Here is a 26,862-nt window from a genome sequence, read left to right as displayed (position 1 = left end):
TCGCCCCTCGCCGCTCGCCCCTCACCTCGTGCCCCTCGCCGCTCGCCCCTCGCCTCGTGCCCCTCGCCGCTCGCCCCTCGCCCCTCGCCTCTCGCCCCTTGCCTCTTGCCTCTCGCCTCTTACCCCTCGCCTCTTACCCCTCGCCTCGCGCCCCTCGCCTCTCGCCCCTCGCCGCTCGCCCCTTGCCGCTCGCCCCTCGCCTCTTACCCCTCGCCTCTTACCCCTCGCCTCTTGCCCCTCGCCTCGTGCCCCTCGCCGCTCGCCCCTCGCCTCGTGCCCCTCGCCTCGTGCCCCTTGCCTCGCGCCCCTCGCCTCTCGCCCCTCGCCTCTCGCCCCTTGCCTCTTGCCTCTCGCCTCTTACCCCTTGCCTCGTGCCCCTCACCGCGTGCCTCTCGCCTCTTGCCCCTCGCCTCACTTTCCCATCTTCAACTTTCACATGGAAATCGAGCCTTTCCGAAAGTCGGTTTTGCCGATCAGGGCATTGACCAGCGTCGGCCTGCCCTGAGCCGCCGTCTGGCGCGCCTGCTGCAATGTCTCTTCCGCCAGTTCCGGGTCGTCGAGGCGATAGCCGACAGCGCCGAAGCCGCCCGCCACGCGGTCGTAGTCGCTATACGCCAGCGAGGTCGCCACATCGTCATGCAGCATCTCCACCTGCTCACGCGCAATCTGCGTCCACCCGGCATCATTCCCTACCACCGCAACCAGCGGAACATTGTGGCGCACGAAGGTGTCGAACTCGGCAAGGCTGTAGCCAGCCGACCCATCGCCGTAGAGGAGCCAGACATCCGCGTCGGGCTGACACAGTTTTGCGCCGAGCGCGAACCCCGCCCCGACGCCCAGCGTACCGAACGGTCCCGGATCGAGCCAGCTCAACGGGCGCGGCGGACGCACAATGTACGAAGCCGTCGCCACGAAGTCGCCGCCATCAGCCACCACGATGCTCCGGTCGGAGAGCGCTTCGTTGATGAGCCGACAGAGATGAACAGGATTGACATAAGCAGTCGGTTCGGTAGCCTGACGCACGATCTCAGCCTCACGTTCCGCGTCGCGCTGACGTAAACGCTCAATCCACTCCTTCCAGTGCTCGCCGGGCAGCATCCGCTCCGTCAGCATGCGCACGAACTGCGCCGGGTCTCCCGGAACAGCAATATCGGGACGCCGGTTGAGAGTCAGGTCGGCACGGCTGCGGTTGGCGGCGATAAGCGTGGCGCGGCGCGCGATATGATTGCCGTAGTCGAGGCGGAAGTCACACGGAACGCCCGCAAGAATGACGAGATCGGCTTCGCGCAGCGCCTCACGCCGCCGGTGCCGCATCTGGAACGGATGGTGTGCGCCAAGCAATCCGCGCGCCATGCCGGAAAGATAGGTCGGGACGCCAAGCCGGGTGATAGCGGCTGCCAGGTCATCGACCGAGGCGGTATCGAGCGTCGCCTGGCTTCCCACCAGCAGCAGCGGACGCCGCGCCTGCACCAGACGGATCACCGCCGCGCGCACTGCGCGATCTTCCGGTTCAGGGATATCGAACGGGCGCGGGGTTACAGCCGGTTGATCCTGTGCGCCGGCGAATAACCGGTTCACCCACCAGTCGAGGTAGCGCTGAACGACCCACTGTGCCGGGGAGCGCCCCTTGCGCTTCAGACCGTACCACTGACGCACCAGTTGCTCATCGTACAGAAGATCGACCGGCAGTTCAACGAATACCGGACCGGGCACACCATTGCGCGCCTGGTAGAACGCCTCCTCTAGCGCCGGAACAATGTCGCGCACACGCCCGACCGACCGGCGCCACTTCGTGATCGACTGCATCAGCGCCATCTGGTCGATATCTTGCAGCGCGCCTCGTCCACGCAGGGCCGTCGCCGCCGCGCCGCCGATCAGCACCAGTGGCGACTGCGCCATCTGCGCATTCTTGATCGCCGTGATGGTGTTGGTCACGCCAGGACCGGCGGTGACCACGGCAACGCCGGGAACGCCGGTCAGCCGCGCCACGGCGTCGGCGGCGAACACTGCGGTCGCCTCGTGGCGCGTGTCGATCACGCGAATGCCGCGTTGACGGCAGCCCACCAAAATGGGCGCGATATGCCCGCCGGTCAGGGTGAAAACAAAGCGCACGCCATGCGCTTGAAGCGCCTGTGCTACATGATCGCCGCCACGCATACGGTCTCCTTCGACTGCACAGAGAATGCACAAACTCTGCCGTAACTGACTGTAGTATACTGCATGTCGCACCGCGTCATACAACGTGGAGGATCGGCAACATGGCATACCATACGAAGCAGGAGGACACCATCATGACAGTGCAGTCGGCAACCGAAACCATCACCGTCGATGGCGGCGCAGTGGTTGAGCAACTTCGAGAACGGATCACTGAAAGCAGCGTCCATCGGATCGTCATCAAGCAGGGATTTCAACCAATCGCATCCTTTTCGGCATTCGGCGGCATGCTGTCATCGGCAGTGCAATCGGCGATCAATACCCTGGCAGCCGCTCTTGGTCATTGCACGATCGAAATCGAGCGGATAACGCCGGAGACATTTTCGCGCGACCCCGAACTCGATACGACGAACATCCCCTGGGTTGGCGTCGTGCCGGTCCCTGAAGGCGTTCACTGATCGCCAGGGGTTTCTCTGTCGGGTAGGGCGCCTTTGAGATGACATCGAGATCGTGCGACGGTCGTCGCGCGCAGAGGCGCATCATTCGGCAGTGTGGATAGGAGGGGGCATGCCTGCGCATGCTCCCTCCGTGTTGGGGGCGGGTCTGAGACCCGCCCCTACCGGTTTCGGTGGTGGGGGCGGGTCGGAGAGGCGCCCCAACGTGCGTTTCACAGATAACCACAGAGAATTGTCGTTTCTTCCCTGTTTTCTGCTGCTGCCCTGATAATATATGTGGGGAATGTTGCAAAGAATGACTCATCTCCGCCCTTTCTGGTATCCGGTATGAGACGCGCAGGCGTCATTGAGCAAGAATGGCGGCAGTCCTATGCATGCAGTCGTTGCTATCAAGCAGGTGCCCGACACCTCGAATGTGCGTATTGATCCCGAAACGGGCACCCTGATCCGCGAGGGGGTCCCTGCCATCGTCAACCCCTACGACATCCACGCTGTTGAGGCAGCGGTGCAACTCAAAGAACGACTCGGCGGCGGTCAGGTGACGGTCATCACAATGGGTCCGCCGAAAGCGGCGGAAGCGCTCCTCGAATGTGTCGAGCAGGGCGCGGATCGCGCGATCCTGATCAGTGATCGCAAGTTTGGCGGCGCCGACACCCTGGCGACCTCGTATGTGCTGGCTCATACCATCGAGGCGATCAATGCCGAACTGCCGGTTGACATCATTTTCTTCGGCAAACAGGCAATCGACGGCGATACGGCGCAGGTTGGTCCTGGCGTGGCGACCCGCCTGAATATCCCGCTGATCACGTATGCGGTGGCGATTGAAGAGTTCGACCTGGTGGCTCGCAGAGCAGTGGTGCACCGCCGTGTCGAGCAGGGCATCGAGGTGTTGGAAACGACACTGCCGGTGTTGTTGACAGTCGAGAAGGAGATTGCGCCGGTGCGTCATGCGCCGCTGCTGCGCCTGATTGCTGCGGCGCGCTATCAGCCCGAGGCGTGGACGGCAACATCTCCCGTGACCTTCGATCCGCAGCAGATCGGGCTGAAAGGCTCGCCGACCGTGGTGGGTAAGGCATATACTCCGCCGCCGCGCTCCGGGGGTGACGTGCTCTCGGTTGCCGACCTGGGTCTGGATGCCGTGGTGGCGCGAGCAATGGCGGTAATCGGGCAGGCGCACGTGCGCGATCTGCAACCTGTAACCGGAGTAGTGTCATGAACGCTGAACAGCCAACCATTCCGCGCATCTGGGTATTCGTCGAACAACAGGAACACCAGGTGCATCCGGTCTCGTGGGAATTGCTCGGCGCGGCGAAACGGCTGTCGGCGGATCTGCCGGGCAGCGTGGTCGAGGCGGTGCTGCCGGGGCATCAGGTTGCCGATCTGGCGCCACAGGCGTTTCAGTATGGCGCAGCGCGCGTCTACCTGATCGACAATCCGGTGCTGGAGATCTACCGCAACCTGCCGTATGCCGTCGCCGTCAGCCAGCTGGTGAAGGAGTATCACCCGGAGATCTTCCTGATCGGCGCGACGACGCTGGGGCGCGACCTGGCAGGCTCGATCGCCACGCGCGTCAGCACCGGTTTGACCGCCGACTGCACCGAACTCTCGATTGATCCCGCCAACCACATCCTGGCAGCCACCCGCCCAACGTTTGGCGGTAACCTGATGGCGACAATCCTCTGTCGTCGCCACCGACCACAGATGGCAACCGTTCGTCCGCGCGTGCTGCCGATGCCGGAGCCTGTGCCCGACGCGACCGGCAAGGTGGTCACCGTTGCATTCGATATGCGCGAGGACGATGTGCCGGTCAAACGGTTGCGGTTGATCCGCGCCGAGGAGCAACCCAACATCGAGTACGCCGAAGTGATCGTCGCTGGCGGTCGTGGCATGGGAGGACCGGAGGGATTCGCGCTGTTGCAGGAACTGGCGGACGCACTCGGCGGCATGGTCGCAGCCAGCCGTCCGGTGGTAGACGCCGGATGGATGGACGCCAGCCGGCAAGTGGGACAGACGGGCAAAACGGTGCGGCCCAAACTCTACATTGCGGCGGGCATCTCCGGCGCAGTGCAGCATCGGGTCGGTATGAGCGGCGCTGATGTCATCCTGGCGATCAACACCGATCCAAACGCACCGATTTTCCAGATTGCCACGATGGGGATTGTGGGCGATCTGTATGAGGTGATCCCCGCGTTGATACGTCAGGTGAAAGGACAGTCGCATGACGGACAGGCTCACCTTTGATGCCATCGTCGTCGGCGCCGGTCCGGCAGGCGTGGCGGCGGCGCTGACGATGGCGCACGGCGGGTTGAATGTCATTATCATTGAACGCGGTCGCTTCGCCGGCGCCAAGAACCTCTTCGGCGGAGTGTTCTACACCCACGCACTGGCGGATGTCCTGCCCGATTACTGGGAACGCAAGCCGCCATTCGAGCGCCCGGTCACCGAGCAGGGGTACTGGATGCTCTCGCCGGACAGCGCCATTCGTGTGATGCACAAGAGCGAACGGTATCTGAAAGAACCGGCGGATGCCTACACCGTGCTGCGTGCGCGATTCGACCCGTGGTTTGCCGAACAGGCGGCCACGGCGGGTGCACTGCTCATCACCCGCACGACCGTCACCCGGTTGCTGAAGGACGAACGTGGGCGCGTGATCGGCGTCGATACGGATCGCCCCGAAGGCAAGGTCTATGCGCCGGTTGTCATTATTGCTGAGGGGGTTAACAACCTGCTCACGCAGCAGGCGGGATTAATTGCATCGGACCTGCCGCCAAAGTATGTCGCACTGGCAGTCAAAGAGTACATCAACCTGCCGGCGAAGGAGTTGCAGACGCGCTTCGGCTTGAGCGGTCCACGCGAGGGTGTCGCCATCGACGTGTTTGGCGACGTGACACTCGGATTGCCGGGCACCGGTTTCATCTACACCGATCAGTCAGGCATTTCCATTGGCGTCGGCATGCTGCTCGACGAGTTCGTCACCCACCGGTTGCGCCCCTATGAAGTGCTGGAGCGCTTCAAAAACCATTCGGTCGTACGCCCGTACCTGGAAGGGGGCGAAGTGCGCGAATATGGGGCACATCTGATTCCGGAGATGGGATACGACCGCATGCCGAAACTGGCGAGCGATGGGGTCATGGTAGCAGGCGACGCTGCCGGGATGGTAGACGCGCTCCATCGCGAAGGGACAAACCTGGCGATCACAGCGGGCAAGATGGCGGGCGAGACAGCGCTGGCGGCGCACCAGGCGGGCGATTTTTCGGCGGCGTTCCTGAGCCGCTACCGGCGCAGCCTGGAAGCCAGTTTCGTGTTGAAGGACATGAAACAGTACCGGCGCATGACCAATTTTCTCGAAAGTTCACCCCAGTTTATGGGCACCTACGTCAACCTGTTGAACGAAGCGGCGTTGCGCTACTTCACAGCGCACGGCATTCCCAAGCGCACCATGGAGCACGACATCCTCAAGATGGTGCGCGAACGCCGCTCGTTCACCGGCGTCGCCTGGGATATGCTGAAATTAATGCGTGCAATGAGAGGGTAAGCCATGAGCAATCGAACCAATGGCCAGACGGCGCCTGTCGCCGACGTTGACCTGCCGCGTGTGAACATCGACGATCTGATTGTTTGTCTGAAATACTACGTCGATGAGGAGAACGCCCACATCCGCATCAAGAACCCGGAGATCTGCGCTGCGTGCGATCCCAAGCCGTGCCTGGCATTCTGCCCGGCGCATGTCTTCGAGACCGATCGCCACGGACGGATGATGGTCGGTTACCAGGCGTGCATCGAATGTGGCAGTTGCCGGGTTGCTTGCCCGTTCCGCAATGTGGATTGGCATCTGCCGCGCGGCGGGCACGGGGTGGCGTATAAGTACGGGTGATGCCTGGTGCTGTGTGCGCGCCACCGGCGTGGGGTGGGTTATCGGCGTGGGGGTGCGGGTTATCGGCGCGTGGGGGCGGGTCACAGCCCCGCCCCCACGTGTGACCTTCGCACGTTCAATTGATCAACTCCGCAATCTCCTGCACGAGATGGCGCAGGCGCACCGGTTTGCTCAGGTATACATTGGCGCCGGCCTCCAGGCTGCGTTCACGATCACCAGGCATTGCCAGTGCTGTCAGCGCAATGATTGGGATATTGCCGGTGGCAATGTTCTGGCGAAGACGGCGCACAATCTCCAGTCCATCCATCCCTTCGCGCAACCGCAGATCGATAATCGCCAGGTCTGGTAATGCCTGCCGTACCACTACCAGCGCTTCCTCGCCGGAAACCGCATGCGTGACTCGATAGCCGCAGCGCTGGAGATAATCGCTGACAATCGCACTACCGGTTGTATCGTCGTCAATCAGCAGAATGTGCTCGTCGTGCCCCGTAACCGGCAGATCATCCGCAGCCGGGATGATGCGTGTCGGAAAGGCAGTATCGGCATCCCGTTCGGTCAACAGCGTTTCCCACTGCTGATATTCACGGGTCCATGTCAGTGTGATGGTAAAGCGGCTCCCTTTCCCCGGTTCACTCACCAGTGACACACTGCCGCCGTGGAGTTCCGCCAGGCGCGCAACCATCACCAGCCCCAAGCCGCTGCCTGCTTGGTCGCGCTGATACTCATTCTGAATCTGGGAGAAAGGTTGAAACAGACGGGGCATATCTTCAGCGGCGATGCCAATGCCGGTGTCCCAGACCGTGATGTGCACAATCTCGTTCTCTGGTTCGCCTTGCATGTCGAGTCCAATCTCGCCGCCTGGCGGTGTGAACTTGACTGCGTTCGATAGCAGATTGATCAGCGCCTGGCGCAACCGGCGTTCATCAGCGTGAAGCGCTTCAACGCGCGGATCGAGATTGATGTGCACCCGCTGGTTTTTGCGCAGCGCCAGTTCGTTGACCATGCGCATGCTTGACTGGCAGACCTGATGTGCCGCAACCAGGCGCGGCTCCAGATCGAAGCGTCCTGCCTCGATCTTCGCCAGATCGAGAAGATCGTTGATCACTGCCAGCAAGTGACGACCGCTTTCTTCGATGCGGTTCAGCATTTCCATCTGTTCAGCATTGAGCGACCCGACGATCTGTGCGCGCAAGAGTTCTGCCAGACCAAGGATTGCAGAGAGCGGCGTGCGCACCTCGTGGCTGATTCCGGCGAGAAATTCGTCTTTCAGACGATTTGCGCGCCGGAGTTCGGCGTTGGTGCGCGCCAGTTCGATATTCTGCTGACTCAACCGCTCCTTGAGTAGACGCAGTTCATTCCGTTGTTGCACATACGCCTGTTCGGTGAAGCTCTGATCGGTGGTGTCGGTGACGGTCTGCACCAGTCCATCGATTCGACCGTGGGCATTAATGTGCGGTATCGTCAGCAGGCGCAGATAGCGTACATCCCCATTCACCGTGCGGTTCACATGGGGCAGATGGAAACGACTGACATTGCCTGCCAGGATGTTGTTCAGGATGTCTTCGTTGCCGATCAGTTCGGGAAGCAGGTCGAAGAGCGAATCGCCAATCTGCGGCGGTTGGTCGTCAAACAGGCGCTGGTATCCCCCGATGGATCGAATGCGAAAGGAACGATCAACCACCAGATACGCACAGCGATGCTCGCTACTGAGCATGTCGATCAAACAGGCAATGTCTACAATGGGTGAGGCGTCTTCCATAGTTTACGGCGTTGTAGTTGGTGTAATCACGTCAGGCGGCACCGGTTTGAGCAGACTAACCCAACGCGCCGGGACCCACCCGATCAGTTCGACCTGCGGATTCTGCGGCAGCGCCACCCGCACCCGATACCAGTCGCGCCACTGCGCCAGCACCTCGACGGGCGCGCCGAGCGGCGCAACGATGCTGGTGCGTGTACTGGCTTCGTCGGGTGTGCTGTACAGGTACACATTTCCTATCATAACACCATTAAACGGCGAAGGCGTCGCAGTTGGCGTACTGGTGGCGGTAGGAGTGCTGGTGGCGGTAGGAGTACTGGTGGCGGTGGGAGTGCTGGTCGCAGTCGGCGTGGTGGTTGGCGTGGGTGAGACGGTGGGGATCGCCCCGACGACCGGCGGCGTCATGAGCATTGCCAGGCGTGTTTCGACACGCCAGATCCATGCGCCGCAGAGAAACAGCGGCGTCAGCGCAAACAACCCCAGCATAATCACAATCGCGCGCTGGAATGTCGAGAGCCGTCGTGGAGCGTTATCGTCCTGCTGGGGAACCAGATATTGCCGCAGAGTCTGGCGCGCTTCCTGGATCAATCGGGTATCGGTGCCGTCGAAGGCGCGGAGCCGCTCGTAGCGATGTTCGTGCACGGCAAACAGCGTCTCTCGCAGGCGGTCGCGGAAGTCTGCCGGTTCCACACCACTGATCACTACCGCGAGGTACGCAGCGCTCCCGGTTTCGAGGATGATCTGGCGCGACTCATAGGCAATCGCGCCGAGTTCCCCACTTTTTTCGCGTCCGAAGGCTTCCTGGGCGAAGTCGCGGATTGCCGTCAACATTCCGCTGACCATATCACGATCCGGGCGTTCCGGGCCGGCGGAATAAAAACAGATCAGCACCCCCGACTCGCGCTGGATTAGGAAGATCTCGTGAATGGCAAAGGGAAGGATGTCGCGCAGGGCGTACTCGCCGTGCGACACCCCCTGCAAGCGCGCCTGCCAATAGCGCGGATTGAGCATGACCGACGTGCTCTGGCGAACCCGCTCATCGATCGACTGTGCCAGATTCCGCACTGCTTCCGCGACGGCGCGCGCAATCATCTGCCCCACAACCGGGTAGAGCGCATCGATGATGTCTTCCCGCGCCTGATAGACCTGATGACGAATGGCTTCGCCGATGACAGGCGCGATGGCGCGTGCGATTTCGTCGCCGGACTGATTGATCTGTTCCGCCAGAATGTCGGCGATGACCGGACTGATGCGATCGACCAGAGCTTCAGGCTTCAACAAAACCCGGCGCAACTCTTCGAGTTGTCGGTTCGTATCTGGCGCCTTAACCATGCCCGATCAGTCCTTCGAGGTGTGCAAACCTTCGAGTAGATCGGTCACAGTGCTGCCGGTTTCGAGACGCGCCGCAAGTTCGATCAGCATGCTGGCAAGCGCCTTACGGTCAGTCTTCTGGTACTCAAGGCGGTCGGCAATCCGGCGCAGTTCGGCGCGCAACTCGTCTTCCGTGTGGCGAATCTCGCGGCGGAGCGCCTGAGCGCGCTGCTCGATCTGATCGCGTACATCGACCATCCCGGCTCGCACCGAGCGTAGTTCCGACTCTTGCGACGTCTGCATCTTACGCAAGTCGAGAACGGCTTCGCCGGTTGCTTTGAGTTGATCGTCGTGCTGGCGCACCTGCGTGGCAATCTGCTGCATGAGCGCCTCACGGCTACGCTGGCGGTCGCTCTCACGGCGGGCATCGTCGGTCAGTCTGCGGGTGTCGAGTTCCAGCATTTCGAGGCGGCGCGCCATTGTTTTTTCGAGATCGCCAAGGCGTTCGCGCGTTTCGAGCAGATCATTGCCGATGCGCTGAACCTCGCGGCGCAGATCGGCGAAGCGTCGCTCATATTCCTCGATCTGTGCGCCAAAGAGAATCTCGCGCAGACGATCGACTTCCGCCTGTTGCAACCGCTGACGCAGCGGGTCAGGACCGAGAATAATCTGGCGTACACGCTCCAGATCTTCCTGAACCTCCTGATCGGCCTCGTTGTGTTCGCTGTGCGGGTAATGATTGATCGTATCGTTCTGAGTCATACTACTCTCTCTTTCCCGATAATCGATTGACCAAGCGCCCGAAAGGCGTCTTCGACGCCTTCGCCGGTTTTGGCGCTGGTGAAGAACAGTTGAGCGTCGAGTGCAGCGGCAATTTCGTCGAGTTGTGCGTCTGTCACGGCACGTTCACTTCGCAGATCGATCTTGTTCGCCATCATGATCAGGGGAACGCCCGGGTTGACCGAATGAAGCTCCGTCGCATACCGCATGAGCGAGGTAACGGTTTCAGAGCGAGTCACGTCGCATACCAGCGCTGCACCACGCGATCCCCGATAATAAGACTGCACAACTGCGGTAAAAGGTTCGCCACCGGCGGTATCCCAGATCAGCAGGGTCAGCGTTAATGAGTCCGATGTCTGAAGCACTTTACGACTGACGTGGATACCGATCGTGCTGAGGTACGACTCGTTGAAGCGACTCTCAGTAAACCGGCGAATCAGGCTGGTTTTTCCGACGGCGAAGTCTCCGATCAGGCATATCTTTGCTATCTTGTTCATAGACATTGAATAAGGAAAGCGGACTCCGGTTGCATTCCCTTGCTCTCATACCCGGAGAGCGTTATGCTATGATAGTACCTGGTGAGACTCAGGCTTCTAAAAGGGTTCACAGACCACACGCGCCAGGGCTGCTACTGTCATTTTAGCGCATTTGCTTCACTTGATCAATGGCATGTCGGGTCTGTGTCCGTCCCAATGTATAATAGCATGTAACATAGATCACAACGGCATATCTTCAATAAAATGACATCTTTGCAAAGTTTTGTGTCGTCGATGCTGCCCGGTAATCTGATGATGCAGGCGCAGGTTCCGGGATGAACGTCACGAGTACCATTCTGGTCGCCGACGATGATCCGGGCGCTCGGCTCGTGCTGTAACGATTGCTCATCCGCGAAGGGCATCGTGTGCTCATGGCGCAGAACGGGGCCGAGGCGCTGCGTCAGTCAATAGAGTATACGCCGGATCTGCTCCTGCTCGATGTATTGATGCCCGAACTCGACGGTTTCGAGGTGTGTCGGCAGTTGCGCACTCATGCGCGGTTGCGCGAGATTCCCATTCTCCTGATTACGTCGCTTGGCGATCAGCAGTCGCGGGTGCAGGGATTGAGCGTAGGCGCTGATGGGTTCATTACCAAGCCGTTCGATATGGCGGAATTGCTGGCGCATGTGCGCACTATCACCCGTCTCAACCGCTATCGCCGTTTGCTGGCTGAACAGGAGCGGTTCCAGCGATTGATCGAACTTTCTCCAGAAGGTATTGCCATTATCAATGAAGAAAACCGTTTGTTGTTGGTGAACCCTGCACTCATTACTCTGCTCGAGGCGCCATCCGCCGAACATCTCCTGGGCGACACGCTCCTCAACTATCTGCACATTGCTGCACTGGATCGCTATCAGGCAGGCGTGAAAGTGCTCATGCAGGATGAGCAGCAGGTCTTACGCATCGAACTCGACCTGATCAGCGTCAAAGGTCGCGCCATTCCCGCCGAACTCAGTCTGGGGCAATTTCGCGACCAGAGCGGCGCTTTCGCTCAGGTGATCATCCGGGATATTTCGCAACGGAAACGTGCCGAGTCGCAGATCTCGCGCCAGATCAGCCGGTTGACCAGCCTCCATACCATTGGCGTAGCGATTACCGCAAGCCTTGAATTGCAGGCGACGTTATCGATCCTGCTGGATCGTCTGATTGAGGAACTCCACGCTGATGCTGCGAGTGTTCTGCTGTTCAACGCACGCACGACGATGCTCGAAACGGCGTGCAGTCGGGGGTTGCCGCCCGATCTCACCGATACGACGATCTGTACGGAAGAAGGGCTGGCCGGGATGGCCTTTCGCTCACGTCAAACGGTCTCACTCGCAACCTTTCCTGCCGAGCTGTTGATCAGCCCGCGTGATCGGATGTTGGCTGCCGGGTTCGCCACGTACTTTGCCGTGCCGTTGCAGACGCGCAGCGAGATTAAGGGTGTGCTCGAAATCTTGCAGCGCGCCTCGTTTACGCCTGATGAGCACTGGTGGACGTTTCTCGAAGCGCTGGCGATGCAGGCGGCGATTGCCATCGATACATCGACGCTGTTCGAAGAACTGCAACGCACGCTTGCAGAATTGAAACAATCCTACGATGCGACCATTGCCGGCTGGTCGCGCGCGCTGGATTTGCGCGATCACGAAACCGAAGGGCACAGTGAACGCGTGACGGAACTGACCCTGCGACTCGCGCGCCAGATGGGCGTGTCCGAGAACCAGATGGAGCATATCCGGCGCGGCGCCCTCCTCCACGATATCGGCAAGATGGGAGTTCCCGATCATATTTTGCTCAAACCGGGTCCGCTCAGCGTCGATGAATGGGCGGTTATGCGCCAGCATCCGGTCTATGCGTTTCGCTGGCTCTCTGCGATCCCCTTTCTGCAACCTGCGCTCGATATTCCCTACGCCCATCACGAACGCTGGGACGGCAGCGGGTATCCGCTCGGGCTGCACAGCGAGCAGATACCGTTTGCTGCACGCATCTTTGCCGTTGTCGACGTGTGGGATGCGCTGCGCTCCAATCGACCATACCGTTTAGCCTGGACGGAAGAACAGACAATCGCGTATCTTCGCTCGCTGAGCGGCACGCATTTCGATCCGCAGGTGGTGACCGCGTTTCTCGACATGATCGGGCGGGGAAGCAGGGAGTAGGGAGTGGGGAGTGGGGACGCCTTCGCACCTGCAACCCCTTATGCCTCTCGCCTCGCGCCTGTCTTCACCTTCATCCCCGCCGCCGTGCGACCGTCAGCATGATGTCGCTGCTCGCCACGAACGGGTCGAGGTCATACGAACCGTAGACTGCCTCGACGACAAATCCGGCGCGTTCCAGCAGGTGCTCGAGTTCGTAGCGGTAGAACCAGCGTAATGTCATGGGATGCACAGTGCGACGCACGCCGCCATTCCCGTCGAGTTCGTCGTACACAAACGTGACATCATTGATCTGCTGCGCCACGTCTGCCCGCTGTGCGACGAACTTGCACACGAGGACGCCATCATCGAGGCGAAAGGTGCGATCCAGCGCCAGTTCTCCGCCGCAGTCGGCGAGATTGCGTGCGTGCGGGTTGAACACATCGATGGCCAGCAACCCGTCAGGGTCAAGGGCGCTGCGGATGTGGTCGAGCGCCGTCAGTTGATCCTTCGTCGTCGTCAGGTGCATGAAACTGTTGAGCGCCACGATGGCCAGATGGTAGGGTCCGGGAGGCAAGGCGGATCGCGCATCCTGATGGTGCAGGGTCACGCGCGGAGCGACTCCGGCGGCGGCAACGCGCATCCGCGCTCGTTCGATCATGGCTGCCGACGAGTCAATGCCTGCAACCCGGAAGCCTGCCTGCGCTAGCGGGACAACCAGACGCCCGCTGCCGCACATGACGTCAAGGACGCGCCCGCCGGCGCGGCGCGCCAGTTCGCGGTAGAAGGGGAGATCATCGACAAAGCCGCTGTGATCGGCGTCATAAAACCGGGCGATGGCATCGTACTCGCTCATACTGCTACGGTACAACGCCGAACACGTACAGAGCAATCCCCACCAGCGCGATCAGTCCGGCAATGCCGATGATGACGCCAAGCGGACTGATGACCGGATCAAAGTGAGGTGCAGGAGGGAGCATCTGCTGGTCGGGCAATGACATCCGGCGGATCTGCGGGTCGTGCCATTCCAGATCAGGCGCTGACGATGGGAATGGCGAACGCACCGATTGCGGCAGGCTCGGAGCATCGTGGTAGGTCGATGGCTGGTACGACGATGGGAATGGCGAACGCACCGATTGTGGCAGGCTCGGAGCATCGTCATACCTCGAAGGTTGATAGGTCGAAGGAAATGGCGAGCGCATCGACCGGGGCTGTGACGCCGGACGGTCAACGGTGGAGCTGCTTTCGCTCCGACGGTTGATGCCGCGAATGATCGACACCAGCGCCCCCAGGATGACCAGCCCCAAAATGATGAATGGGAGCAGGTTTGGAGAGATGGGTACTGTGCCGCCAAGCGCGTTCCGCAATGTGTTGAGCAGCGGACCGCCGGCGATCACCGCAAAGAAGATGAGCCAGCCGATGATCGATCCCCAGTTGATCTGCGGTTGTCGTCGATGTTCGTCCATACACCTGTATTGTACACCACTCCAGGTGTTTGTGGGTTAGGGGATGTGAGAACCGAGAACTGAGAACTGAGAACCAAGAACCGAGAACCGAGAACCGAGAACCGGGAACCGGGAACTGAGAACCAAGAACCAAGAACTGAGAACCAAGAACCGAGAACCGGGAACCGGGAACCAGGGATCGGGAATTGGCATGTTCAACGGGTAAGATGCAACATGTACCCTCTTCAACCTGTAACCTTCCCACGTTCAATGTTCAACCCCTGCCCGCCTTCATTGTCTCTTGCAAACTGGAGTGCGCCGTGATCATCGTGCTGGACGACCAGGAGCAGCCCTTCGCGCAGCGAGATAAAGCCCGGCGGGTCGATTAAGATGTTGCTGACGCCGCGCGCGCGCTCGAAGTGCAGGGTGGCATCTTTAAGCGCATAGAACAGCCCACGGGTTGTAACCCCGCAGACAGTCGGCGTCAGCGGCAGGAGCGACAGTGTATCACCGCGTTGACCTTCGAGCGTCGCCTGGTCGCGCACGAGAAATAGGCGCTGCCGTTCATCGATCAGGCGCACCTGTCGCCCTTGCAGTTCTGGCATCGCCAGCATGGTAATATTGGCAAAGGTATGATCCCAGCGCCCGCCGAGGGCGCCAAGGATGTCGATACGTGTTGCGCCAAGGGCGGCAGCGTGGAGCAGCGCCAATTCCAGGTCAGTCTCGTCCTTTTCGCGCGGGAAGCGGCGCAATTCGACGCCATCGGCTGTGAGTGACGCCAGTTGCGCTGCGCTCAACGAGTCGAGATCGCCGATGACCAGTGATGGGCGGATGCCGGCGTCTGCCAGCGCGTTGGCGCCGCCGTCGGCAGCGATGATGAGATCGGCGCCGGCAAGCATCTCGCGGTACGGGTCGAGCCGTAACGACGGTGCGTTGGCGACAATCACCACATCCATGGCATCCCTATCCCACTCCGACGATCCGGTTGCGCAACACGCCGATCGAGTCAATCTCGGCTTCCATCACATCGCCGGGGCGCATGTACTCCGGCGGCGTGCGCCCAAGCCCAACCCCCGCCGGTGTGCCGGTGGCCACGATCATCCCTGGTTCCAGCGGCATACCGAGCGACAGGTGCTCGATGATCGCCGGAATGTCGAAAATCAGGTCTCCAGTATGGGAGTCCTGGCGGGTTTCGCCATTCAGTCGCAGGCGAATGCCAAGCCCTGCCGGATTGGGGATGTCGTCCGCCGTCACGATGCACGGTCCCATCGGGCAGGCGCGGTTGAGACTTTTGCCCTTGAAGAACTGTTGATGGCGGCTTTGCAGATCGCGTGCTGAAATATCATTGACGATGGTATACCCGAATACGTACTCCATTGCTTCGGCGCGCGGGATATTCATGCCCGCCTTGCCGATGACAAACGCAAGTTCGACTTCGTAATCGAGTTCGGTCGTCACCCTGGGATCGAGCGGAATATCGTCATCCGGTCCGCACACGGTATGTGCCGCTTTGGTGAAGAAAACCGGATACTCCGGCATCTTCGGCTCGCGCCCGCGCGCGCGGTATGACTCGATGGTGTGGGCGACATAATTCATGCCCAGGCAGATAACATTCTGCCGGGGGCGCGGGATGGGCGCGAGGAGCGTCACGGCGCTCAATGGAATGCCCGCACCGCGCTCAACGGCGGCGCGCGCAGCGTCCAGACCGGCAGGACCGGCATCGATCAGGCTCAACATATCAGGCGCTACGCTGGCGAGCGATACGACCTCGTCGCTGCGTAGCGCACCCAGGTGAACTCCCTCGCCGTCGCGGTAAGTCACCAGACGCATGGTTGTCTCCTCAGGAACACACAGGCGGATACGACGTTCTGTATAGTACCACAGAATGGAGGGAGGAGGCGCGAGGCGTGAGGCAAGAGGCAAGAGGGTGAGGCAAGAGGCAAGAGGGTGAGGCAAGAGGCGCGAGGCGTGAGGCAAGAGGCAAGAGGGTGAGGCAAGAGGCGCGAGGCGTGAGGCAAGAGGCAAGAGGGTGAGGCAAGAGGCAAGAAGGTGAGGCAAGAGGCAAGAGGGTGAGGCAAGAGGCAAGAGGGTGAGGCAAGAGGCAAGAGGGTGAGGCAAGAGGCAAGAAGGTGAGGCAAGAGGCGCGAGGCGTGAGGCAAGAGGCGCGAGGCGTGAGGCAAGAGGCGCGAGGCGTGAGGCAAGAGGCAAGAGGGTGAGGCAAGAGGCGAGGTGGCACGTAGAGACGTTGCACCGCAACGTCTCCGGGCGCGAGGCGTGAGGGGCAAAAGATAGAGCCGTTGCAGTGCAATGGCTCCGTAAGAGGCGAAGGTTGCGGGTTACAGGTGGGAAGGTTGCAGGTAGAGAGGTTGACAATAAGGGGGTGCGTGCAGTTCCACACCTGGCATCCCTCTGTGTCCTCTGTGGCTCGGTGGTTCAGAAATACAGGTGCGAAGGCGTCCTCACTCCCCACTCCCTACCGCTGACGATCGCGCTGATACAGTTGCCAGGCGGTCAGTGCCAGGCAGACGACCATGTATCCGAAAAGGATACCCCATCGCGAGAGCAGGTGTTCCGGTGTGAAGGTGTACTCTTCTGGCGGATTGGGTAGGCGCAGCATTCCCGGTTGCAGCGGCAGGTCATTGATATTGACCGAGGTACCGTAGGCGTCCATCGCCCAACGGCTGATCGTCAGCCAGGAGAAGACGCGCTGAACTGTGATGCCGTCTCCAAGGTTGAAAATGACCCCGGCAAAAATGATCTGCGGAATGAGCGCCAGCGGCACCAGTGAGATCGCCCGATCCGGCGTCGCCGCAAATGCTGAAATCGCCAGTCCCATCGCCAGACCTGCCAGCGACGTCAGCACGGCGGTAATGAACAGTTCCAGCTGGATCGGCAGTATCACCCCCTGTGCCGGGAACTGCACCTTCAGCCCCACCAGCGCCAGCAGCATGGCGCTCTGGAGAATAACCAGCAGCAGCAGCACGAGCACCTTCGACAGCACATACGGCGCGATGCGCAGATTCGCCAGGCGCTCCCGACGATAGATCGGCGCCTCTTTGGTGATCTCGCGCGCGGCATTAATAATGCCAAACCAGACGCCAACCGTCGCCAGCATGAAGAGCACCTTCTTGGCTTCGTTGGCAAAGGCGTTCTCGCCGACGATCGCATCCGCCTTAGCGACCAGCATCAAGAGCACGCCGATGATCGGCGCCTGAAGGAGCAGGATTGCCAGATTGCGCCGGTCTTGCAGCGTCAGGTCGAAGTATCGGCGCATCAGGATGCCAAATTGTCGCAATGACGAGACGCCCGGGCGCTTTGTGGCGCCGTTCCCTTCGGCGCTGCCCGCCACCGGTCCGGCCGGCGCTTCGGCCAGCCTCCCGGTTACATACGTTGAGAACTGCGGCGAAGCGCGGAACTTCATTTCCCACAACTCGGCGAGCGTTGGCATCGCCGGTTTGCTGTTGCCCGCCGCCTGCTGCGCATGATGCTGCCACGCTGCATACTCTGCCTGAAGGTCACGCTGCACAATCGCCCATCGTTCAGGATCGTTCGGATCGGCCGCCCCGTCGATGCGCGTGTAAATGTCGGCAAAATCGCCGCTCGACACGCCGAAGAAGTTGAGCGCCTCAGCCGGCGGACCAAAGAAGACCATGCGCCCGTCGGACATAAACGCCACGTGATCACAAACGTTGATATTGGCAGTTGCGTGGGTCACCAGGATAATCGTGCGCCCGCTGTCCGCCAGGCGACGCAGGGTGTACATCATCTTCTTTTCGAGACCCGGATCGAGACCGGAGGTGGGTTCGTCCAGGAAGAAGAGCGACGGGTCCGCCAGCAGTTCGGCGCCGATGCTGACCCGTTTGCGCTGCCCGCCCGACAGGTTTTCAATCGGTTTTTCGCGGTGGGGCGTCATTTCGACATCTTCGAGCACGCGATCAATCCGCTGGCGGATCTCGGCTGGGGCGGTATCGGCGGGCAGGCGCAGTTCGGCGGCGTATCCCAGCGCGCGCTCGACCGGTAGCGTGCGGTGGAGAATGTCGTCCTGCGGGACATAGCCGAGCACGGAACGGTAGGCGTCGAAGTTGCGGTAATAATCGTCGCCGTTGACCAGGACGCTCCCGTGGGTCGCCTGGACGAAGCCGGAGAGGGCGTTGAGGAGCGTGCTCTTGCCGGTGCCGCTGCCGCCGACAAGCGCCACGAACTCGCGCGGTGTAATCGAGAGCGATACGTCTTTCAGGATCATGCGGGTTTTGCCATTGCGCGACACCTCGCGCCACAGGTTGCGGGCGTCGATGCGCAACGCGCCGCGCTGGTCGTACTGGTCGAGGCTCTCGCCGGTGTACACCAGTTTGAACGCGCCGATCTGGATAATGTCGCCTTTGACCAGCGTATGCTCGGTGATGCGACGTCCATTGACGAACGTGCCGTTGGTGCTGCCCACATCGCGCAGCACATGCCTCCCGTTCACGCGGTCAATAACGGCATGCCTGCGCGACACCTGCGGGTTGTCGAGCAGGATCTCGCATCCTTCGCGCCCGACGGTGATCTGCGGGTCGGTCGGATCGAGCCGGTAACTGCGCGCAACCTCAGCTGCCTGCGGAGTCTTTGGCGCCTGCGGGTTGCGGTAGGTGAGCGTGACAAAATTACCGGTCGCCGGGTCGCCAATGCGCAACACGTCGCTGTCCGCCAGCACGTGCGGCGTATTGGCGGGCAACCGCTTCCCCTCGAAGAGCAGACCGTTGGTGCTGCCGATATCGACAATCTGGTGCGCGACGCCGTGCGGTTCGATGCGCGCATGGCGACCAGAGACGAAACGTGAGGTGATGACAATATCGTTATCGGGCGCGCGCCCAATGGCAAGAGATTGCTGACCAAGCGCAACTTCAAAGGTGCGCCCCACATCCTGCACGATCAGCACGGGTCCGGTGGCGGACGCCCCACCCTGTGATGAACCGCTGCCGATCATGGTCGCGTCAGGAGCGCCGCCATGCACGGCAGCGAATGCTCCCTGTGACAGGGATGCGGTTCGCTCAGGAGTGTTGCCGGGAGCGGCGGAAGAACGAGCAGTTGATGCAAGGGCAGCAGATAGCGGTGTATCCTGTGATTTCCCGCAGCGCGTACAGAACTTCGCCCCGGGTCGGTTCAATGGCGCGCCGCAGTGAATGCAGGTTGCAGGCTGTGACACAATGACCCTCCTGTCGGTAAACACGCGACACGATTGTAGCACGATCTGCGAGACTCCGGATGGGAATGGTCAGGACGGTCATGTCCGTTCGGGCGCTGCTCCTGGAATAGGCAGGACGACTGTGTGCGGCTCACTGCACTGCCGATGCGCCCTGTGCATGTTGTTTGACGCCTGCCGGTCGCTGTGCTATACTAGAGCAGTCGTGGTGCCTGTAGCTCAACGGCAGAGCGCCTGACTGTGGCTCAGGAGGTTGTGGGTTCGAGACCCATCAGGCACCCCACCTATGTCTCCTCGATGAGGAGACTTTTTTGTTTGGCGAAAGTACATCGCTATCGGGTAGCGACGTCGGTTTTCGTTGCTTTGCGCGCAGCGGAGGCGCCTGTGGACTATCTGGTTGTTTCCAATAATCGCACATTCATGATCAGTCATCACAACGGCGATATTCCCGTTGAGGACTCGCCGTTCGGTCTGTATTTCGAGGATATGCGCCACCTCAGCGGCTTTCAGGTGCGGCTGAACGGTCAACCGCTCGAATTGCTCGCTTCGAGCGACGAACACGTGTATCACGCGGTGTTTTTCCTGACTAACGGATCGCCCGGCAGCGAGGAGCAGGGCATCGACCGGCACACGATCGCCGTCCGGCGCGAGCGGGTGGTGGAGGAGACGGTGGTTGAACGCATCACCGTGACCAATCACAATCGCGCTTCGATTGAGTGCGACCTGACTGTCGAAGTGGCCGCCGATTTTGCCGATATGTTCGTGGTGCGCGGGTTTGCCGGCGGTCTGCGCGGTGCGATGGATCCGGTTGAGTACCAGGGCGATCGGCTGCGGTTCGTCTATCGCGGCGCTGATGATGTGGTACGCATAACCGACATTCACCTGAGCGCGGTCCCGGATACGGTTGATATTCTTGACGCAGAAGCGCCGCCGCCGTCTCCCGGCGCGCAGGGCGAAGGGGTGCGCCGCGCCTCGGCAGGCTCAGCGCACCGCCTGCGGCAACTGCCGACCCCGGCACGCGCGCAGATGCACTGGCGGATAGCGCTCGCGCCGCACGATGAGTGGGTCGTTGATCTGACGATTACACCTGCAACCAACCCGTCGGATCGGCAAAATAGCGGCGCATTCAGGTCGTTTGAGGCGGCGCTGGAAGCGGTGCGCGCGTCGTATCGGGCATGGGACGACGCAGCGGCGACGGTAACAACCGATAACCCGGCGTTCAACCAATTGCTGCGGCGCAGCAGCCACGATCTGCGCGCATTGACCGCGCAGTTTGACGATCACTCCCTGCCAGTGGCGGGTATTCCCTGGTTTGCGGTTCCCTTTGGGCGCGACTCGCTGATCGCCAGTTTTCAGGCGCTCTGGTTTCAGCCCGACCTGGCGCGCGGCACGCTGCGCTACCTGGCGGCGCATCAGGGGACGCAGGATAACCCCTGGCGCGATGAGCAGCCGGGCAAGATTCTGCACGAAATGCGCTTTGGCGAGCTGGCCAATACCAATAGTGTCCCGTTCAATCCCTACTACGGCAGCATCGACGCCACGCTCCTGTTTTTGATGCTGTTCGCTGCCACAGTGCGCTGGACCGGCGATATGAATCTGTATCACGAACTGCTGCCGGCGGCGTTCCAGTCCCTCGACTGGATGGATCTCTATGCCGATGCCGATGGTGACGGGTATATTGCGTTCGAGCCGCGTTCAACGGCAGGGTTGCGCATTCAGGGGTGGAAAGACTCGCGCGACTCGGTGTTGCACCCGGACGGAACGCCTGCCGAGCCGCCGCTGGCGCTGGTGGAGGTGCAGGCATACGCCTGCGCCGCCAGAACCTGGATGGCGGACCTGCTCGAACGCATGGGGGAGACTGACCGCGCTGCCGAAGTGCGCGCCGCTGCAACGGCGCTCAAAGAGCGGTTCAACGCTGATTTCTGGCTGGCGGACGAGGGGTTCTACGCGCAGGCGATTGAGGTCGGCAGAGACGCCATCCGTGAGATTACCAGTAATCCAGGTCATGCGCTGATGTGCGACATTATACCGCCGGAACGCGCCGCACAGATCGCGGCGCGTCTGACAATGCCCGATATGCTGTCGAGCTGGGGGGTGCGCACCCGCAGCGCCGCCGACCCGAATTACAACCCGATGAGTTATCACAATGGCAGCGTCTGGCCCCACGATAATTCGCTCATCGTGTGGGGACTGGCGCGGAGCGGGTTCCGTAACGAAGCCAATGACATTGCCGGTCGGCTGGTTGAAGCAGCAACGCATTTCCGGCTTCATCGCCTGCCCGAGTTGATGTGCGGGTATGACCGCGATCCCGACACGTTCGATGGTCCTGTGCCGTACCCGGTGAGTTGCCGTCCGCAGGCATGGGCTGCCGGCACAGGGTTGCTGATCGTGCGCAGCATCCTGGGGCTGGAGGTCGATGCGTTCGACAATACGTTGCGCCTGGCGCCGCACCTCCCACCATGGCTGTCGTGGATTGAAGTACAGAATGTGCGGGTTGGCGAGCGACGAGTCCACTTCCGGGCAACGCGCACCGGGGTGGAGATCATTGCGGATGGCGGGGTTGAGGTGCGCGTCGAGGGTTGACGCCATCGCGGGAGGCGCCCGGCGGCGGAAGCGACAGGCTACGAGTGCAACGCCCGTCTTCGCGGGTTTGACTGTATTCATCCTCATATGTCACGCCGGGTGGTCGTTCCGTCGGGCATTCCCACAGGAAGAGAGGGAGATGTTTAGATGTCCTGATGCCTCAAACAAGCAGTTCGACTTAAGGGCAGGCGGAAAAGTCCATCCTGGCGAGCCATGATCAATGGAGTTCAGGCGCAGAATATTCGTGCCCTTGCGCTTCTGTGTGCGCTTCTTTCGCACCGGGCTATTCCACCTCAGTTCTCAGTTCTCAGTTCTCAGTTCTCAGTTCTCAGTTCTCAGTTCTCAGTTCTCAGTTCTCAGTTCTCAGTTCTCAGTTCTCGGTTCTCAGTTCTCGGTTCTCAGTTCTCAGTTCTCAGCCGGTGTGCGCTTCTTTCGCAACGATCTATTCCACCTGTGCGCACCCTATCGCCCGCCGTTGCATGGCGGCAGCGGTTTCGGCGGCGCCGCGCTTGCCGAGCAGCAATGGCGGCAGTTCGACCTCGATGGCGTCCCAGGAACAGCGGATCGGTCGAGTTGGCGGGATGCCAGGCGCATTGCGGGCATACGTCGCGGCGGCTGCCAGCGCCGGGTCATCGGTGACTGCGGAGTTGCTCAGGGATGCGATGGAAGCCGGAAGCATACCCAGGTCGCGGGCAATGCGCGCCTGCCATGCCGGTTCGCGGAGGGTCGCCGCCAGCGCTTCCGCTTGCGCCAGGCGTTGACCATCGAGCGCCGCGCTGTACATCAGGTAGACGCCGGTGAGCGGCGCGGTCGCCGGTGTGCCCCGATTCGTCAGCGGCAGCGGCGCAATCCCCAACTCCAGGGTATCGGTCAATCCGCGGTAGCTGTCCAGTGCCCAATCGCCATCGATTGCGAGCGCCGCTCTGCCGCGCCGGAACAGTCGCGCCCCTTCGTCGTAGGTCGAGGGGGGCGTTGGACCATATCGCCGCGCGGTGCGCAGCAGTTCAAGCGCAGCGACAACGGTGGGTGCGTCGAGGGCGGGCATACCATTGGCGTCGAGCACTGTTCCGCCGGTGATGTCGAGCCAGAACGCAAACCAGCGCGCCTCGGTCCATCCGGCGACCAGTCCAAACCTTCCGCCACCGGTGTTGGCGCGCGCCGTGGCGATCAGTGTGTCGATGGTGCGCGGCGGATTCTCCACAAGTTTTTTGTTGTAGAGCAGCAGCAACCCTCCCTGTGCGCCAACCGGCGCGCCCCACTGCTGATCATCGGCGGTAGCGCCGGTGATTACGGCGGGCAGCGTGTCGTTGGGAGGCGTCGGTCGCACCGCCTGGATCAGCCCCATGGCGCGCAGGATTGCCAGATCGTTACCATCGCCCCAGATAACATCCGGCAGCGGTCGTCCATCGATCTGATCGACGCGCAGCCGCGCGATCATGGCGTCGGGGGTGCTGCTGCGGATGCGGATCGGCACGCCTGCTGCGGCGGCGGCATCGGTCAGCAGCAGCGTGAGCGCATCACGGTGCATTTCGTCGCCTGCCGCCCACACCGTTAGCGGCTCCGGCTCAGGAGTCGGTGTCGGCGGCGGAGTGGTCGTCGGTGCAGCAGTTGGCGAAGGAGACGGCGCTGATGTGGCAGCAGGCGTTGCGGCTGGCTCAGGCGACGGCGACGGCGGCGTGGCTGCGGGTTGACCGCAGGCTGCCAGCAGAAAAAGGACGAGGATGAGCACACGTGCAGAGAGCGCCATGGTCAGGTCAGCAGTTTCCACGACGCCTGCCATGCGCTGCCGTAGCGCTGATCGAGTTCGATGATCAGCGGAACCATGCCATCGAGAATGCGCGCATTGTGCAATACGCCGCAATCGACCGGTCGAAACCCAAGATCGGTGATCAGCCCGGCGACGATGCGTTTATCGTCCTCATCGTCCCCGGCGAACAGCACATCGCGCTGGACGCCATCGGCATTCAACGGCGCAAGGAGCGTCGCCGCGAAATTGGTCTTGAACGCGGCAACGACGCGCGCACCCGAACCAATCGCGTCGCGGGTGATTTCAGCGCCAGCGACGCGATTGTCCGGCAAATGATCGAACGGGTTCGAGATATCGATCACCAGGCGCTCGCGCAGCACATCGGCGTGGGCGCGGCAGAAAGGCGCAACCTCGGCGTATGGCAGAGTGATGACGGCGACCGCCGCATCACTCTGCGCCTCGTTGTAGGCGGCCACCTGCGCACTGGGGATGGCGGCGATCAGATCGGTCTTCTCAGCGGGAACGCGCGAGCCGAAGATAATGGAATGACCGGCGCGCGCCCATCCTGCGCCCAGTCCACGCGCCATTCTTCCCGTACCAATCAACGCAATCGTGGTCATGTCGTTCCTCCTGTCGTGTGAGACCATTGCCGCGCCTCTTCCAGCAGGCGTGTGTGCAGCGTCGGCGGTGTCGGGATGCCTGCGGCATCGAACGCCAGCAGAACGCTTCCGGCGACCGGCGGCGCCTCCAGCGGCGCCACACGCGCTTCTGGCGCGCACAATCGCACCTGTGCGGCAAGAGCATCGATCAGCAGCCGGTTCTGCGCACGAAAGACGCCTCCCGCCAGCACCACATCGAACACTTCGTGCTCAAGCGCGAGTTTGTGCGCAACCGCAGCCGCCGTTTTCCCCAGTTCCTCGCCTGCCCATTGCACGATGCGGCGGGCAACCTCATCACCCGCATCGGCTGCCGCAAACACCAGCGGCGCCATGCGTCCATCAGGCAGCGGGGCAGCGCCGCGCGACACCCGTTCGACCAGATCGGGCACGTCAGCCGCACCATACGCCTGTACAAAAGCGTCACTCAGTGTCGTCGCCGGTCCACGCCCGATCCAGGCATGCCCAATCGCGCGGGTCGCTTCCCACACCAGTCCAGCCGCGCCGTTGAAATCACCCCAGTGCGCCCCAAGCCCAAAGGTGCGGAAGGTGGCGCCGCTGCGGTTGCGTCCGGCGACAGTCGAGCCGGTTCCGGCGATCACCACCACGCCGCATCCATCGGCGGAACCGGCGCGGAGCGCGCCAAAAGCGTCATTGACCAGTGTGCAGGGGCCGGGCAGTTCCAGGCGGGCAATTACCGGTTCGAGCCGTGCAACGTCGCTGTCCCAGTCGAGACCCGCCAGCGCGTATCCGGCGGCGATAATGTCGTTTCTCGTCTTGCCGGCTGCGCGCAACGCCGCATCAATTGCCTGCGCATATGCAGCGAACGCGCCATCGAGACCAACCCCCTCCCAGTTGCCCGGTCCGCTCGCGCCGCCGCCGACGACACGCCCGTTCAGGTCGGCAATCAGCGCGTGTGTTTTCGTGCCGCCCGCGTCGATGCCCAGCAGATACCCATCGCTTAGAGCATTCATCGGAGAAACAACTCAACCACCGGCACGGTCACGCGGGGCTTGACCACCGGCAACTCCAGGGTCAGCGCATCAGCGGCGGTCGCGGCAATGCTCCATTCTGTGTGTTTGCCCGGTTCGAGCAGCCGCACCTCGCTGGCGTCGTTGAGCAGTTGCGCATACTCCACCCTGCCCGCCATCCCATCGAGGTGCAGATGGCGGAAGGGCCAGGAGAAGATGTGGAGATAGAGGCGCTTTCCATTCTGGGTGAAACGGCAGTCGGTCGGCGCAGTGAACTCACTCTGGGTGCAGCCGTAGATCGAGCGGCTATGCAGACGCATCCAGTCGGCATAGACCTTGAGCGCGGCAAGCGCCCGATCATCGAACGTTCCACGCGCTGTCGGACCGGCATTCATCAACAGGTTCCCGCCGCATGCCACAGAGTTGATCAGCATCTGGATCAGTTGTTCCGGGCTTTTCCAGGTCATCTCATCGCGGTGGTACCCCCACGAGCCGCTGAAGGTCTGACATGTTTCCCACACGACCGGTTCGCCATCGACGTGAACCCACTCACGCGGCTGGAACTGTTCCGGCGTATGCACATCGGCAAACTCAGTGGGCAGGTCGAGGCGGTTATTGACAATAATATCAGGCGCCAGATCGCGCACCAGGCGCAGCAGCGCCTCGCTTTCCCAGTCGGCGCGCCCCTTGCCGGGCAACCCACGGTACTCGCGATCAGGGTAGGAAAAATCGAACCAGATGATATCCACCGGTCCGTAGCCGGTGAGCAGCTCGCGCACCTGGTTACGCATATATGCGGCACAGCGGTGCATGTCACGACCGGCGTTCAGTTGGGCGACATTCGGATGATCGCGCAGCGGATGGTAGATATCGATCAGAAAATCGGGGTGATGCCAGTCGATGAGCGAATAGTAAAATCCAATGCGCAACCCTTCGGCGCGGAACGCCTCGACGAACGGCTTCAGCAGATCGCGTTTTGCGGGGGTATTTGGCGCTTTATAATCGGTGTACTGCGAATCCCACAGACAGAACCCCTCGTGGTGCTTGGTTGTAATCACCACATACCTCATCCCCGCCTCACGCGCAACGCGCGCCCACACGCGCGGGTCGTACAGATCGGGGTCAAAATGGTCGAAGTAACGCTGGTAGGACTCATCAACGATCTTTTCGCGGCTTTTGACCCACTCGTGGCGTGCGGCGAGGGCATACAACCCCCAGTGGATGAACATACCGAAGCGGTCGTGCACGAACCAGGCAGTGTCGCCGCGCGTCGGCGCCGGTGTCAGCATCGTCGTCTCCTG

Annotated in this window: 21 protein-coding genes and 1 tRNA gene; 8 read left to right on the top strand and 14 right to left on the bottom strand. The window is 61.6% G+C overall.

Going from position 1 to position 26,862, the window contains the following annotated elements:
* Positions 1-432: 432 nt before the first annotated feature.
* Entirely contained in the window at positions 433-2,157 is a 1,725-nt protein-coding gene (locus AC3EA7_RS01505; RefSeq protein WP_488612255.1) for a thiamine pyrophosphate-binding protein, read from the bottom strand.
* Positions 2,158-2,258: 101 nt separating this feature from the next.
* Between AC3EA7_RS01505 and AC3EA7_RS01500 the strand changes: the two genes are divergently transcribed.
* The 5 genes from AC3EA7_RS01500 to AC3EA7_RS01480 all read left to right on the top strand — a co-directional run bounded on the left by AC3EA7_RS01500 (position 2,259) and on the right by AC3EA7_RS01480 (position 6,483).
* A complete protein-coding gene (locus AC3EA7_RS01500) occupies positions 2,259-2,612 on the top strand; it encodes a DUF4342 domain-containing protein (protein WP_488612254.1) in 354 nt (117 codons plus the stop codon).
* A gap of 367 nt (positions 2,613-2,979) precedes the next feature.
* A complete protein-coding gene (locus tag AC3EA7_RS01495) occupies positions 2,980-3,825 on the top strand; it encodes an electron transfer flavoprotein subunit beta/FixA family protein (protein WP_488612253.1) in 846 nt (281 codons plus the stop codon).
* Positions 3,822-4,850, top strand: coding sequence for an electron transfer flavoprotein subunit alpha/FixB family protein (locus AC3EA7_RS01490; protein WP_488612252.1), 1,029 nt, complete (start codon positions 3,822-3,824; stop codon positions 4,848-4,850). Before AC3EA7_RS01495 ends, AC3EA7_RS01490 begins: the two co-directional genes overlap by 4 nt.
* On the top strand, positions 4,828-6,144 hold the full coding sequence (locus AC3EA7_RS01485; protein ID WP_488612251.1) for an FAD-dependent oxidoreductase: 1,317 nt from the start codon (positions 4,828-4,830) through the stop codon (positions 6,142-6,144). The genes AC3EA7_RS01490 and AC3EA7_RS01485 overlap by 23 nt, the downstream gene beginning before the upstream one ends.
* Before the next feature lie 3 nt (positions 6,145-6,147).
* Positions 6,148-6,483, top strand: coding sequence for a ferredoxin family protein (locus AC3EA7_RS01480; RefSeq protein WP_488612250.1), 336 nt, complete (start codon positions 6,148-6,150; stop codon positions 6,481-6,483).
* 115 nt (positions 6,484-6,598) lie between these two features.
* Here AC3EA7_RS01480 and AC3EA7_RS01475 read toward each other — a convergent pair whose 3' ends face one another.
* From AC3EA7_RS01475 to AC3EA7_RS01460, 4 genes are read right to left on the bottom strand one after another with little or no spacing between them, the layout of a single operon-like run.
* Entirely contained in the window at positions 6,599-8,242 is a 1,644-nt protein-coding gene (locus tag AC3EA7_RS01475) for a hybrid sensor histidine kinase/response regulator (protein WP_488612249.1), read from the bottom strand.
* A gap of 3 nt (positions 8,243-8,245) precedes the next feature.
* Entirely contained in the window at positions 8,246-9,571 is a 1,326-nt protein-coding gene (locus AC3EA7_RS01470; RefSeq protein ID WP_488612248.1) for an SH3 domain-containing protein, read from the bottom strand.
* Positions 9,572-9,577: 6 nt separating this feature from the next.
* Positions 9,578-10,312, bottom strand: coding sequence for a hypothetical protein (locus AC3EA7_RS01465; protein WP_488612247.1), 735 nt, complete (start codon positions 10,310-10,312; stop codon positions 9,578-9,580).
* A complete protein-coding gene (locus AC3EA7_RS01460; protein ID WP_488612246.1) occupies positions 10,309-10,827 on the bottom strand; it encodes a Rab family GTPase in 519 nt (172 codons plus the stop codon). The genes AC3EA7_RS01465 and AC3EA7_RS01460 overlap by 4 nt, the downstream gene beginning before the upstream one ends.
* A 380-nt stretch (positions 10,828-11,207) precedes the next feature.
* On the opposite strand from AC3EA7_RS01460, the gene AC3EA7_RS01455 reads away from it, so the two are divergent.
* On the top strand, positions 11,208-13,001 hold the full coding sequence (locus AC3EA7_RS01455; protein ID WP_488612245.1) for an HD domain-containing phosphohydrolase: 1,794 nt from the start codon (positions 11,208-11,210) through the stop codon (positions 12,999-13,001).
* A 70-nt stretch (positions 13,002-13,071) separates the two neighbouring features.
* Here the strand turns inward: AC3EA7_RS01455 and AC3EA7_RS01450 are convergent, their stop codons facing one another.
* From AC3EA7_RS01450 to AC3EA7_RS01430, 5 genes are all read right to left on the bottom strand, one after another.
* Positions 13,072-13,833 carry an SAM-dependent methyltransferase gene (locus tag AC3EA7_RS01450; RefSeq protein ID WP_488612244.1) on the bottom strand — a complete coding sequence of 254 codons (762 nt, stop codon included), beginning with the start codon at positions 13,831-13,833 and terminating at the stop codon, positions 13,072-13,074.
* A 4-nt stretch (positions 13,834-13,837) separates the two neighbouring features.
* Positions 13,838-14,443: a hypothetical protein gene (locus AC3EA7_RS01445; RefSeq protein ID WP_488612243.1), complete on the bottom strand. Its 606-nt coding sequence runs from the start codon at positions 14,441-14,443 to the stop codon at positions 13,838-13,840.
* Positions 14,444-14,667: 224 nt separating this feature from the next.
* Entirely contained in the window at positions 14,668-15,378 is a 711-nt protein-coding gene (locus AC3EA7_RS01440; RefSeq protein ID WP_488612242.1) for a thiamine diphosphokinase, read from the bottom strand.
* A 7-nt stretch (positions 15,379-15,385) separates the two neighbouring features.
* Entirely contained in the window at positions 15,386-16,252 is an 867-nt protein-coding gene (locus tag AC3EA7_RS01435; protein WP_488612241.1) for a fumarylacetoacetate hydrolase family protein, read from the bottom strand.
* A gap of 643 nt (positions 16,253-16,895) precedes the next feature.
* A complete protein-coding gene (locus AC3EA7_RS01430) occupies positions 16,896-19,607 on the bottom strand; it encodes an FHA domain-containing protein (protein ID WP_488612240.1) in 2,712 nt (903 codons plus the stop codon).
* Between the two features lie 205 nt (positions 19,608-19,812).
* On the opposite strand from AC3EA7_RS01430, the gene AC3EA7_RS01425 reads away from it, so the two are divergent.
* Positions 19,813-19,887 (top strand) — tRNA-His (locus AC3EA7_RS01425).
* Between the two features lie 32 nt (positions 19,888-19,919).
* A complete protein-coding gene (locus tag AC3EA7_RS01420; RefSeq protein ID WP_488612239.1) occupies positions 19,920-22,187 on the top strand; it encodes an amylo-alpha-1,6-glucosidase in 2,268 nt (755 codons plus the stop codon).
* A 442-nt stretch (positions 22,188-22,629) separates the two neighbouring features.
* Here AC3EA7_RS01420 and AC3EA7_RS01415 read toward each other — a convergent pair whose 3' ends face one another.
* From AC3EA7_RS01415 to AC3EA7_RS01400, 4 genes are read right to left on the bottom strand one after another with little or no spacing between them, the layout of a single operon-like run.
* Positions 22,630-23,955 (bottom strand): extracellular solute-binding protein, encoded by a 1,326-nt coding sequence (locus AC3EA7_RS01415; RefSeq protein WP_488612238.1) that lies wholly within the window; start codon positions 23,953-23,955, stop codon positions 22,630-22,632.
* Positions 23,937-24,554: an NADPH-dependent F420 reductase gene (locus AC3EA7_RS01410; protein ID WP_488612237.1), complete on the bottom strand. Its 618-nt coding sequence runs from the start codon at positions 24,552-24,554 to the stop codon at positions 23,937-23,939. Before AC3EA7_RS01410 ends, AC3EA7_RS01415 begins: the two co-directional genes overlap by 19 nt.
* The gene (locus tag AC3EA7_RS01405) at positions 24,551-25,564 is read right to left on the bottom strand and encodes an N-acetylglucosamine kinase (protein ID WP_488612236.1); all 1,014 of its coding nucleotides are present in this window, start codon (positions 25,562-25,564) and stop codon (positions 24,551-24,553) included. The genes AC3EA7_RS01410 and AC3EA7_RS01405 overlap by 4 nt, the downstream gene beginning before the upstream one ends.
* Entirely contained in the window at positions 25,561-26,850 is a 1,290-nt protein-coding gene (locus tag AC3EA7_RS01400) for an alpha-L-fucosidase (RefSeq protein WP_488612235.1), read from the bottom strand. Before AC3EA7_RS01400 ends, AC3EA7_RS01405 begins: the two co-directional genes overlap by 4 nt.
* Positions 26,851-26,862 lie beyond the last annotated feature (12 nt).

This window comes from Roseiflexus sp. (genome assembly GCF_057785375.1).
This window is presented reverse-complemented; position numbering and strand designations above follow the sequence as displayed.

Excerpts from the sequence above, each read along its gene's own strand:
- AC3EA7_RS01505 (WP_488612255.1), bottom strand. The coding sequence starts at position 2,157 with ATGCGTGGCGGCGATCATGTAGCACAGGCGCTTCAAGCGCATGGCGTG.
- AC3EA7_RS01500 (WP_488612254.1), top strand. The coding sequence starts at position 2,259 with ATGGCATACCATACGAAGCAGGAGGACACCATCATGACAGTGCAGTCG.
- AC3EA7_RS01495 (WP_488612253.1), top strand. The coding sequence starts at position 2,980 with ATGCATGCAGTCGTTGCTATCAAGCAGGTGCCCGACACCTCGAATGTG.
- AC3EA7_RS01490 (WP_488612252.1), top strand. The coding sequence starts at position 3,822 with ATGAACGCTGAACAGCCAACCATTCCGCGCATCTGGGTATTCGTCGAA.
- AC3EA7_RS01485 (WP_488612251.1), top strand. The coding sequence starts at position 4,828 with ATGACGGACAGGCTCACCTTTGATGCCATCGTCGTCGGCGCCGGTCCG.
- AC3EA7_RS01480 (WP_488612250.1), top strand. The coding sequence starts at position 6,148 with ATGAGCAATCGAACCAATGGCCAGACGGCGCCTGTCGCCGACGTTGAC.
- AC3EA7_RS01475 (WP_488612249.1), bottom strand. The coding sequence starts at position 8,242 with ATGGAAGACGCCTCACCCATTGTAGACATTGCCTGTTTGATCGACATG.
- AC3EA7_RS01470 (WP_488612248.1), bottom strand. The coding sequence starts at position 9,571 with ATGGTTAAGGCGCCAGATACGAACCGACAACTCGAAGAGTTGCGCCGG.
- AC3EA7_RS01465 (WP_488612247.1), bottom strand. The coding sequence starts at position 10,312 with ATGACTCAGAACGATACGATCAATCATTACCCGCACAGCGAACACAAC.
- AC3EA7_RS01460 (WP_488612246.1), bottom strand. The coding sequence starts at position 10,827 with ATGAACAAGATAGCAAAGATATGCCTGATCGGAGACTTCGCCGTCGGA.
- AC3EA7_RS01450 (WP_488612244.1), bottom strand. The coding sequence starts at position 13,833 with ATGAGCGAGTACGATGCCATCGCCCGGTTTTATGACGCCGATCACAGC.
- AC3EA7_RS01445 (WP_488612243.1), bottom strand. The coding sequence starts at position 14,443 with ATGGACGAACATCGACGACAACCGCAGATCAACTGGGGATCGATCATC.
- AC3EA7_RS01440 (WP_488612242.1), bottom strand. The coding sequence starts at position 15,378 with ATGGATGTGGTGATTGTCGCCAACGCACCGTCGTTACGGCTCGACCCG.
- AC3EA7_RS01435 (WP_488612241.1), bottom strand. The coding sequence starts at position 16,252 with ATGCGTCTGGTGACTTACCGCGACGGCGAGGGAGTTCACCTGGGTGCG.
- AC3EA7_RS01410 (WP_488612237.1), bottom strand. The coding sequence starts at position 24,554 with ATGACCACGATTGCGTTGATTGGTACGGGAAGAATGGCGCGTGGACTG.
- AC3EA7_RS01405 (WP_488612236.1), bottom strand. The coding sequence starts at position 25,564 with ATGAATGCTCTAAGCGATGGGTATCTGCTGGGCATCGACGCGGGCGGC.
- AC3EA7_RS01400 (WP_488612235.1), bottom strand. The coding sequence starts at position 26,850 with ATGCTGACACCGGCGCCGACGCGCGGCGACACTGCCTGGTTCGTGCAC.